The organism is Pseudoxanthomonas sp. GW2 (genome assembly GCF_000283075.1).
Taxonomy (GTDB): Bacteria; Pseudomonadota; Gammaproteobacteria; order Xanthomonadales; family Xanthomonadaceae; genus Pseudoxanthomonas.
The window spans coordinates 1-10,353 of sequence record NZ_ALIP01000117.1 but is presented as its reverse complement, the minus strand read 5'-3'; the positions used below and the strand labels follow the sequence as shown (position 1 = coordinate 10,353).

10 protein-coding genes are annotated in these 10,353 nt (G+C 72.8%); all 10 read left to right on the top strand.

All coding sequences use genetic code 11. The annotated features are described in order from the left end of the window. Window positions 1–82 precede the first annotated feature (82 nt). The 10 genes from B351_RS0109645 to B351_RS0109600 all read left to right on the top strand — a co-directional run bounded on the left by B351_RS0109645 (window position 83) and on the right by B351_RS0109600 (window position 10,307). Entirely contained in the window at window positions 83–811 is a 729-nt protein-coding gene (locus B351_RS0109645; RefSeq protein ID WP_019398831.1) for a LytTR family DNA-binding domain-containing protein, read from the top strand. A gap of 81 nt (window positions 812–892) precedes the next feature. Continuing rightward, the gene (hemC, locus tag B351_RS0109640; RefSeq protein ID WP_019398830.1) at window positions 893–1,798 is read left to right on the top strand and encodes a hydroxymethylbilane synthase; all 906 of its coding nucleotides are present in this window, start codon (window positions 893–895) and stop codon (window positions 1,796–1,798) included. 148 nt (window positions 1,799–1,946) lie between these two features. Next, window positions 1,947–2,915 carry a YafY family protein gene (locus tag B351_RS0109635; RefSeq protein WP_019398829.1) on the top strand — a complete coding sequence of 323 codons (969 nt, stop codon included), beginning with the start codon at window positions 1,947–1,949 and terminating at the stop codon, window positions 2,913–2,915. A 367-nt stretch (window positions 2,916–3,282) separates the two neighbouring features. After that, window positions 3,283–3,540, top strand: a complete 258-nt coding sequence (locus tag B351_RS18170) for a hypothetical protein (RefSeq protein WP_019398828.1) — start codon at window positions 3,283–3,285, stop codon at window positions 3,538–3,540. A 99-nt stretch (window positions 3,541–3,639) separates the two neighbouring features. After that, window positions 3,640–5,751, top strand: a complete 2,112-nt coding sequence (locus B351_RS0109625) for a prolyl oligopeptidase family protein (RefSeq protein ID WP_026010562.1) — start codon at window positions 3,640–3,642, stop codon at window positions 5,749–5,751. 91 nt (window positions 5,752–5,842) lie between these two features. Then, window positions 5,843–7,996: a S9 family peptidase gene (locus B351_RS0109620; RefSeq protein WP_026010561.1), complete on the top strand. Its 2,154-nt coding sequence runs from the start codon at window positions 5,843–5,845 to the stop codon at window positions 7,994–7,996. A gap of 96 nt (window positions 7,997–8,092) precedes the next feature. Then, entirely contained in the window at window positions 8,093–8,503 is a 411-nt protein-coding gene (locus B351_RS0109615) for a YbaN family protein (protein WP_019398825.1), read from the top strand. 49 nt (window positions 8,504–8,552) lie between these two features. After that, a complete protein-coding gene (locus B351_RS0109610) occupies window positions 8,553–8,798 on the top strand; it encodes an LPS translocon maturation chaperone LptM (protein WP_019398824.1) in 246 nt (81 codons plus the stop codon). Next, window positions 8,785–9,630 carry a diaminopimelate epimerase gene (gene dapF, locus B351_RS0109605; RefSeq protein ID WP_019398823.1) on the top strand — a complete coding sequence of 282 codons (846 nt, stop codon included), beginning with the start codon at window positions 8,785–8,787 and terminating at the stop codon, window positions 9,628–9,630. Before B351_RS0109610 ends, dapF begins: the two co-directional genes overlap by 14 nt. Then, a complete protein-coding gene (locus B351_RS0109600; protein WP_019398822.1) occupies window positions 9,627–10,307 on the top strand; it encodes a DUF484 family protein in 681 nt (226 codons plus the stop codon). Before dapF ends, B351_RS0109600 begins: the two co-directional genes overlap by 4 nt. Window positions 10,308–10,353 lie beyond the last annotated feature (46 nt).

Genomic DNA, 10,353 nt, shown 5'->3' with positions numbered 1-10,353 from the left:
GGGGGGGGGGGCGGCGAGGACGGATGGCGGCCGGCCGCCGGCGCGGCTACCATGGCCGCGGGGAAAATCCGCAATCCGCCTGATGCACAGCCTGAAGCTGGTGATCGCCGACGACGAGCCGCTGGCGCGCGAGCGCCTGCGCACGCTTCTTGCCGGCGATGCAGGAGTCGAAGTGGTGGCCGAGGCCGGCGACGGCAGCGAGGCGCTGGAGGCCTGCGCCCGCCACCAGCCGCACGCCGTGCTGCTGGACATCGCCATGCCCGGCATGGACGGGCTGGAAGTGGCGCGGCGCCTGGCCGGCAGCGACCCGGCCACCGCGGTGGTGTTCTGCACCGCCTACGACGAGCACGCGCTGTCGGCGTTCGAGGCCGCGGCGATCGACTACCTGGTCAAGCCGGTGCGCCCGGAGCGGCTGGCCGCCGCGCTGGGGCGCGTGCGCGCGTTCCTGGCCGGGCGCGGCAACGCCGTCCCGGCGCAGCGCCGCACCCAGCTGTGCGCGCGCCTGCGCGGCAGCCTGCGGGTGATCCCGCTGGAGGACGTGCGTTATCTGCAGGCCGAGGAGAAGTACGTGGTCGTGCACCACGCCCGCGGCCAGGACCTGATCGAGGAATCGCTGAAGTCGCTGGAAGAGGAGTTCGGCGACCTGTTCGTGCGCATCCACCGCAACTGCCTGGTGGCGCGCCGCGAACTGTCCGAACTGCGGCGCGGCCCGGACGGCCACGTCCAGGCCCTGCTGCGCAGCGGCGGGCCGGCCCTGGAGGTCAGCCGGCGCTGCGTGCCGGTGCTGCGCCAGGCCCTGCAGCAGCCCTGAGCGCCAGCCGGGCAGGGGCAGGCCACCGGCGCAAGCGTTCCGCGCAAGGCGCCGGGGGCGTGCTTCGCCGATAATGCGCGCATGGACACCCTGCGCATCGCCACCCGCAAGAGCCCGCTCGCCCTGTGGCAGAGCGAATACGTCGCCGCCCGCCTGCGCGCGGCCCATCCCGGCCTGGAGGTGGTGCTGGTGCCGCTGAGCACCCGCGGCGACGAGGTCCTGGACCGCTCGCTGGCGGCGATCGGCGGCAAGGGCCTGTTCCTCAAGGAACTGGAGCTGGCGATGCAGCGCGGCGAGGCCGACTGCGCGGTGCACTCGCTCAAGGACGTGCCGATGGAGCTGGAGCCGGGCTTCGCCCTGCCGGCGGTGCTGGAGCGCGCCGACCCGGCCGATGCCTTCGTCAGCAACGCCTGCGCCGACCTGGACGCATTGCCGCAGGGCGCGGTGGTCGGCACCTCCTCGCTGCGCCGCCAGGCGCAGCTGCGCGCGCGCCGCCCGGACCTGCAGCTGCGCGACCTGCGCGGCAACGTCAACACCCGCCTGGCCAAGCTCGACGCCGGCGAGTACGACGCCATCGTGCTGGCGTGCGCCGGCCTGCAGCGGCTGGGCCTGGACGCGCGCATCCGCTCCCGCCTGCTGCCGCCGCAGTGGCTGCCGGCGCCGGCGCAGGCGGTGGTGGCCTGCGAGTGCCGCGCCGGCGACGAACGCACCCTCGGCCTGCTGTCGGTGCTGGAGCACGCGCCCACCCGCACCGTGATCGAGGCCGAGCGCGCGCTCAACCGCAGCCTGCACGGCAGCTGCCACGTGCCGGTGGCCGCCTACGCGGAGCTGCGCGGTGACCGCCTGCACCTGCAGGCCCTGGTCGGCTCGGCCGCCGACGGCCGCGCCGTGCGCGCCGAAGGCGAGGGCCCGGCCGCCGACCCGGCGGCGCTGGGCCGGCGCCTGGCCGCCGAGCTGCTGGAGCGCGGCGCCGGCGAGTTCCTGTAGGCCCCGCGCCCGCCCGCACGCCCCGTGCCGCAGCTAGCGCGAGCCGCGCCGGTGGGCCGGGTGCCTGCGAGCCAGGCAAGCGCGGCCGGCAGGGCGGGTCGCCCGGCCTCCGTCGCAGCGGGCCCTGCAACCGCGCATAATCGCGGGCATGGACCGCTACGAACGCATCAACGCGCTGCACCGCATCCTCAAGGCGGCGCGCTACCCGGTGACCGTGCCGCGGCTGCAGGAGGAGCTGGGCTGCTCCCGGGCCACCGTCTACCGCGACCTGGCCTTCCTGCGCGACGCGCTGATGGCGCCGGTGGAGGGCGACGGCGAGGCGGGCTTCCGCTACGCGGCGGCCGAGAGCGAGCGGTTCGAGCTGCCGGGGCTGTGGCTCAGCTCCGAGGAGCTGTACGCGCTGCTGGCCTCGCAGCAGCTGCTGCGGCGCACCGGCGCCGGGGTGCTGTCCAGCGTGCTGGCGCCGCTGCAGCAGCGCATCGAGGGCCTGCTTGCCGCCCAGGCTGGCACCAGCCGCTGGCCGGTGCAGCGGGTGCGGGTGATCCCGCACCGCGGCCGCCGCCTGGACGAGACCAGCTTCCGCACCGTCGCCTCGGCGGTGCTGGAGCGCAAGCGCCTGGCCTTCGAATACCGCGCACGCTCCACCGACGAGATCACCCGGCGCAAGGTCTCGCCGCAGCGGATCACCCATTACCGCGACAACTGGTACCTGGATGCCTGGGACCACGAGCGCGAGGGCCTGCGCAGCTTCGCCGTGGACCGGATCAGCCAGGCGCGGCTGCTGGACGAGCCGGCGCACGATGTCGAGGACGGCGTGCTGGACCAGCACTTCGCTTCCAGCTACGGCATCTTCTCCGGCGAGCCCAAGGGCTGGGCGACCATCGTGTTCAGCCCCAAGGTCGCGCGCTGGGTGGCCGACGAGCACTGGCACTCGCGCCAGCAGGGCCGCTTCCTGCCCGACGGCCGCTACGAGCTGAAGGTGCCCTACAGCGTCTCGCGCGAGCTGCTGATGGACGTGCTGCACTACGGTGCCGATGCCGAGATCGTCGAGCCGGCGGTGCTGCGCGAGCAGGCCAAGAGCCTGCTTTCGCTGGCGCTGGCGCAGTACGACCGCTGAGGCGGGGGCCATGCTTCCCTCTTCCTCCCGGGGATAGGGGAAGGGCCCGGCAACCCGGCGCCGGCTGGGGCCCGCAAGAAGCGGAACTCCGGGCTCCCCGGGCGCGGGCACCGGTTGCAGCATTGCCCGCAAAGTCGGTGTGCTTCCGTAGGCCCTGGCAGTGATCGCTGCGGCTGGAGCCCGGCTCTCGCCCCCGACCTCCCCGCAGGCGGAGGGGGTACACCATCGCAGCCGGTGAGATGGCCCCCCGGCAACCTGCGCCTCCCAACAAGGAGCCGCAGCCATGTCGAACTGGTCGCCTACCCCCGCCGCCGCCCCCCGCCAACCCGAAGCCGCCGGGGCTCCGGAATCGAACCTGGAAAGGCTGTTGCGCTACTGGTTCGCCACCGGCCTGCTGGGCGTATGCCTGGTGCCGCCGCTGCGCGGTTCCTCCGAGTGGATCGGCTGGTGGCCGCTGTGGCTGGTGGGCATGCCGCTGGCGGCATGGTGGGCGCTGCACCGTTTCCGCCTGCCGCCGGCGCTGCCGGCCGCCGCGCGCCGCCTGCGCCAGCTGCGGCCGCGGGTCCAGGCCCGCCGCCGCGGGGGGCGCCGGGCTTCCGGCTTCGGCCGCCGCGCCGCCGCCTGAGCGCGGCCGGGACCGCCACGGGCCCCTGACCATCGGCATGCGTACGTCCGGCGGGCGCTGTGCTAGCTTCGCCGGCTGTCCCAGTTTCACGGAGTGCGTATGTCGCGTCTTGCCCAGGCCTGCCTCGTCGCCGGTCTCGCCGCCGCCGGGGTGGCCCATGCCCAGGAGCCCAACATGGCCGACGATCCCTACCAGTGGCTGGAGGACGTGACCGGCGAGCGCCAGCTGGCCTGGGTCCGCGCCCAGAACGCCCGGACCGACGCCGCCCTCGCCTCCACGCCCGAGTTCAAGGCCATGGAGGCCGGCATCCGCGAGGTGCTGGACTCCGACGCCAAGATCCCCGGGGTGCAGAAGATCGGGGGGTACTACTACAACTTCTGGAAGGACCGTAACCACGAGCGCGGCGTCTGGCGCCGCACCACGCTCGAGGAGTACCGCAAGCCCAACCCCGCCTGGGAAACGATCCTCGACCTCGACGCGCTGAACAAGGCCGAGGGCGAGAACTGGGTGTGGCACGGCGCCGACTGCCTGCGCCCGGCCTACGAGCGCTGCCTGATCGCGCTGTCGCGCGGCGGCGCCGACGCCGACGTCACCCGCGAGTTCGACCTCGAGCGCAAGGCCTGGGTCGAGGGCGGCTTCTTCCGGCCCGAGGCCAAGGGCGGCCTGAACTGGATCGACCAGGACACCGTCTACGTCTACACCGACTTCGGCGACGGCTCGACCACCGAGTCCGGCTACCCGCGCATCGTCAAGCGCTGGAAGCGCGGCACCCCGCTGGAGTCGGCCGAGGTCGTGTACGAGGGCAAGGACGACGACATGTACATCGCCGCCTTCCACGACGACACCCCGGGCTTCGAGCGCGACTTCGTCAGCCGCACCATCGCCTTCTACAACGACGAGCTGTACCTGGTCGGCAAGGACGGCAAGCTAGCCAAGGTCGACGCGCCCAACTCGGCCAACAAGGGCGTCAAGCGCCAGTGGCTGACCCTGGAGCTGCGCGAGCCGTGGTCCGTGGGCGGCCGCACCTACGCCGCCGGTTCGCTGCTGGCGGCCAACTTCGACGAGTTCATGGCCGGCAAGCGCGAGTTCGAGGTGCTGTTCGAGCCGACCGAGCGCAGCTCGCTGGCCAGCTTCGCCTGGACCCGCTCGCACCTGGTGCTCAACGTGCTGGAGGACGTGAAGAACCGCCTGCACGTGCTGACCCCGGCCGCCGGCGGCTGGAAGCGCAGCGAGTTCGTGGGCGCGCCGGCGTTCGGCACCCTGGCCGTGGGCGCGGTGGACAGCGACGAATCCGACGCGGTGTGGCTGACCGCCACCGACTACCTGACCCCGACCACGCTGTCGCTGGCCGCCATCGGCCAGCAGCCGGAGCAGCTGAAGTCGATGCCGTCGTTCTTCGACAGCAGCAAGCACGCGATCGAGCAGCACTTCGCCACCAGCAAGGACGGCACCCGCGTGCCGTACTTCCTGGTGCGGCCGAAGGACCTGAAGCTGGACGGCAAGGCGCCGACCCTGCTGTACGGCTACGGTGGCTTCGAGATCTCGCTGACCCCGTCGTACTCCGGCGGCCTCGGCCGCGCCTGGCTGTCGCGCGGCGGCGTGTACGCGGTGGCCAACATCCGCGGCGGCGGCGAGTACGGCCCGCGCTGGCACCAGGCCGCGCTCAAGCAGAACCGGCACAAGGCCTACGAGGACATGGCCGCGGTCGCGCAGGACCTGGTCAAGCGCAAGATCACCTCGCCGCAGCACCTGGGCGTGCAGGGCGGCAGCAACGGCGGCCTGCTGACCGGCAACATGCTGACCCAGTACCCGGAGCTGTTCGGCGCGGTGGTGGTGCAGGTGCCGCTGCTGGACATGAAGCGCTACAACAAGCTGCTGGCCGGCGCCTCGTGGATGGCCGAGTACGGCAACCCGGACACTTCCGACTGGGAGTTCATCAGGACCTTCTCGCCGTACCACCTGTTCGACCCGGCGAAGGAGTACCCGCCGGTGATCTTCCTCACCTCCACCCGCGACGACCGCGTCCACCCGGGCCACGCGCGCAAGATGGCGGCGAAGATGATCGATGCCGGCAAGGACGTGACCTACTACGAGAACATCGAGGGCGGCCACGGCGGCGCGGCCAACAATGCCCAGGCCGCGCACATGAGCGCGCTGGCCTACGCCTTCCTCTGGCAGCGCCTGAGCCAGCCGGCCAAGGCCAAGAAGTGATCCCTCGCGCCCCCGGCCCCGGCCGGGGGCGCCTGGTTCCGGGGTCCGCGCGCGCGCGGACCCTTCCGTTTTCCATCCCGGGACCGCATCGATGAGAATGCCCTTCCTGTTCGCACTTGCCCTGCTGATGACCACGCCCCCCGCCATCGCCGCCCCGCCCGACGCCGAGCGCAAGCCGTTCACGGTGACCGCCCCGTTCGGCGCCTCCCGCCAGGACGACTACTACTGGCTGCGCGACGACACCCGCCAGGACCGCCGCATGCTGGCCTACCTGGAGGCCGAGAACGCCTACGCCGACCAGCTGCTGGCGCCGCTGAAGCCGCTGCAGGAGAAGCTGTACGGGGAGATCGTCGCGCGCATCAAGCAGGACGACAGCTCGGTGCCGTACCGCGAGCGCGGCTGGTGGTACTACTCGCGCTACGAGAAGGGCAAGGACTACCCGGTCCCCGCCCGCCGCAAGGACGGCCCCGGCGTGGACGCGGTCGCGATCCAGGCCGCCAACGAGGCCGGCGACTTCGCCGCCGAGCAGGTGCTGCTGGACGTCAACCAGCTGGCCGCCGGCAAGGACTACTTCAGCGTCGGCGACTACGAGGTCAGCCCCGACAACACCCTGCTGGCCTGGGCGGAGGACGACGCCGGCCGCCGCCAGTACACCATCCGCTTCCGCAACCTGGCCACCGGCGAGGTCTACCCGGACACCATCAAGGGCGTCTCGCCCAACCTGGTGTGGGCCGACGACAACCGCACCCTGTTCTACGTCGAGAACGACCCGGAAACGCTGCTGACCGTGCGCGTGAAGAAGCACGTGCTGGGCACCCCGGCGGAGCAGGACCCGCTGGTGTACGAGGAGGAGGACGATTCCTTCTACATGGGCATCGGCCGCACCCGCGACGACAAGTACATCACCATCGGCCTGGACAGCACCGTGTCCTCCGAGGTCCGCTACGCCCCGGCCGCGGACCCGCGCGAGTTCCGGGTGCTGGCGCCGCGCCAGCGCGACGTGGAGTACGACGCCGACCACCACGGCGGCCGCTGGGTGATCCGCACCAACGCCGACGGCGCCACCAACTTCAAGCTGGTCACCGCGCCCAGCGACGCCACCTCGCGCAAGCAGTGGCAGGACTGGCTGCCGCACGACCCCGAGGGGTTCATCGAGGGGTACGAGCTGTTCGACGGCTTCACCGCGGTCGGCGAGCGCTCCGGTGGCCTGGAGCGGGTGCGCATCCTGCGCGCCGACGGCAGCCAGCAGTACGTGGCGGCGGACGAGCCGGCCTACTCGATGGGCCTGTCGGTCAACGCCGAGCCGGACACCCAGTGGCTGCGCTACGGCTACACCTCGCTGACCACCCCGGCCACCACCTACGAGCTCAACGTGGCCACCGGCGAGCGCCGCCAGCTCAAGCAGCAGGTGGTGCCGGGCTACGACCCGTCGCAGTACGCCACCGAGCGGCTGTGGGTGGAGGCGCGCGACGGCGTGCGCATCCCGGTGTCGCTGGTCTACCGCAAGGGCTTCCGGAAGGACGGCACCGCGGCGCTGTTCCAGTACGCCTACGGCAGCTACGGCATCTCCATGGACCCGGGCTTCAACGGCCCGGTGGTGAGCCTGCTGGACCGCGGCGTGGTCTACGCCATCGCCCACATCCGCGGCGGCCAGGAACTGGGCCGCAAGTGGTACGAGGACGGCAAGCTGCTGCGCAAGCAGAACACCTTCAACGACTTCGTCGACGTGACCCGCGCCCTGGTCGCGCAGGGCTATGCCGCGCCGGGCCGGGTCGCGGCCATGGGCGGCAGTGCCGGCGGCCTGCTGATGGGCGCGGTGGCCAACCAGGCGCCGCAGGACTACAAGGTGATCGTGGCCCAGGTGCCCTTCGTGGACGTGGTCACCACCATGCTCGATCCGTCGATCCCGCTGACCACCAACGAGTACGACGAGTGGGGCAACCCGGAGCAGCCGCAGTACTACGAGTACATGCTCAAGTACTCCCCGTACGACAACGTGCGCGCCCAGGCCTACCCGGCGATGTTCGTCGGCACCGGCCTGTGGGACTCGCAGGTGCAGTACTGGGAGCCGGCCAAGTGGGTGGCGAAGCTGCGCGACCTCAACACCGGCAGCGCGCCGATCGTGTTCCGCACCAACATGGACGCCGGCCACGGCGGCAAGTCCGGCCGCTTCCGCCGCTTCCGCGAGCAGGCCGAGTACTACGCCTTCGTGCTCGACCAGCTGGGCGTGGCCGAAAAGCCCTGACCCGGGCGCGTGCGCGGGCCTGCCGCCCGCGCACGCCATGCCGTCCGTGGCCGGGCGGCCACGGACGCGCCACGCCCGCCGGCCTATGATGCGCCGATGGGCAACCGCGACCGCTTCCGCTGGGCCTGGTGGCTGCTGGCCTACGCCAGCCTCGGCGTGGGCATCCTCGGCATCTTCCTGCCGGGCCTGCCGACCACGGTCTTCATCCTGGTCGCGGCCTGGGCCGCGGCACGCGGCTCCGAGCGGCTGGAACGGCGGCTGCTGGAGCATCCGCGCTTCGGTCCGGTGATTGGCGCCTGGCGCCAGCACCGCGCGGTACCACGCCGGGCCAAATGGGCGGCGACCTGGGCGATGCTCGCCTGCGCCGCGGTCCTGCTGGGGGTGATGCTGGCCGTGCCCTCGCACCGCGCCTGGATGGTGGTGCTGCCGGTTGCCTGCATGGCCGTGGTCGGCACCTGGCTGTGGCTGCGCCCGGAGCCACCGGAGGGCGCCGATCCGCCGCCGTGAATGGCAGCCGGCGAACCGGCCTGCACCAGCGCGTCGCTATACTCGGCGCATGGACACCATCCGACGTTCCGCCTTCCTCCTGGCACTTGCCGCGCTGCCGCTGCTGGCCGCCTGCGGCAACAAGGGCCCGCTGGTCATGCCGCAGAAGCCGGTCCCGGTCGAGGACCCGGCGCCCGCGCCGCCGGCCAGTTCCCCGGTGGAGCCGGACGCGCCCGCGCCGGGCGACGTTCCCACCACCCCGGCCGAGCCGCTGCCCGTGCCGGAGGACGCAGGCGCGGACGATGGCGATGGCTGAGCGCCTGCGCTTCAGCAAGATGCACGGGGCCGGCAACGACTTCGTCGTGCTGGACCTGCGCGATGGCAGCCCACCGCCGGACGCGGCACTGGCCGCGCGCCTGGCCGACCGCCACCGCGGCGTGGGCTGCGACCAGATCCTGACCATCGAGCCGCCGCGCAGCGCCGGCGCGGTGGCCGCCTACCGCATCTGGAACGCCGACGGCAGCCCCTCGGGGCAGTGCGGCAACGGCGCGCGCTGCGTGGCCGCCTGGCTGGTGCGCGACGGTGCCGCCCGCGGCGAACGCTTCGTGGTCGACAGCCCCGCCGGCATCCACCAGGTGCAGGTACTGGGCGACGACCGCTACGCGGTCGACATGGGGGCGCCGCGCTTCGCCCCGGCTGCGGTGCCGCTGGCCGGGTTCGAGGCCGAGGCGGCGGAGTACGCGCTGGAGCTCGATGGCCGCCGCGTCGTGTTTGGCGCGGTGTCGATGGGCAATCCGCACGCGGTGATCGAGGTAGGCGACGTGGGCACAGCCGACGTGGCCGGGCTTGGCGCCGCCCTGCAGGCCTCGCCCGCGTTCCCGCAGTCGGTCAACGTGGGCTTCGCCCAGGTGCTGGCGCCGGACCACGTGCGCCTGCGCGTGTACGAGCGCGGGGTGGGCGAGACCCTGGCCTGCGGCAGCGGCGCCTGCGCCGCGGTGGCCGCGCTGGTGCGGCGCGGCCGCATCGCGCGGCAGGCCACGGTGTCGTTGCCGGGCGGGGACCTGCGCATCGGCTGGGCGGCCGACGACGCACCGATCATCATGGCCGGACCGGCCGCATTCGTATTCGAAGGGGAGTGGCAGGCATGAGCGAGACCCAGGAGAAACTCGGCGCGCACGAGGTGGCTGCCTGGCTGCGCCGGCACCCGGATTTCCTTAAGCAGTTCCCCGACCTGGCGCAAAGCCTGGTGGTGCCGCGCGAGGACGGACGCACCGCCTCGCTGGCCAGCTACCAGCTGGAGGTGCTGCGGGAGAAGAACCGCGAGCTGTCGCGGCGGCTGGCCGACCTGTCGGCCAACGCCCAGGTCAACGAGCAGCTGGCGGTGCGCACCCACCAGCTGACCCTGTCGCTGATGCGCCAGGACAGCCGCGCAGAGACCCTGCGCGCGATGGCCGCCTCGCTGGCCGAGGACTTCGCCGGCGACCTGGTGCGGATCGTCTCGTTCCGCCCGGTGGCGGGCCTGGAGGACGCCGAGTGGCTGCGCGTGGTGGCCGAGGACGCGCCGGAACTGGGCGCGTTCCGCGACGCGCTGGCCTCTGGCGAGCCGCTGTGCGGGCGCCTGCAAGCGGACAAGAACGCGGTGCTGTACGGGCAGGCGCGCGAGCAGGTGCAGTCCAGCGCGTTGCTGCCGCTGGCCGGCACCGGCCTGGTCGCGGTCGGCAGCCACGACCCGAACCGCTTCTACCCGGGCATGGGCACCCTGTTCCTGCGCATGATGGGCGAGGCCCTGGCCACCGCGCTGGCGCGCTTCGACGCCCAGCCCTGAGCCCGGCACGCGCCCGCCGCGCCGCGGCGGGCGCATGATGCGACCC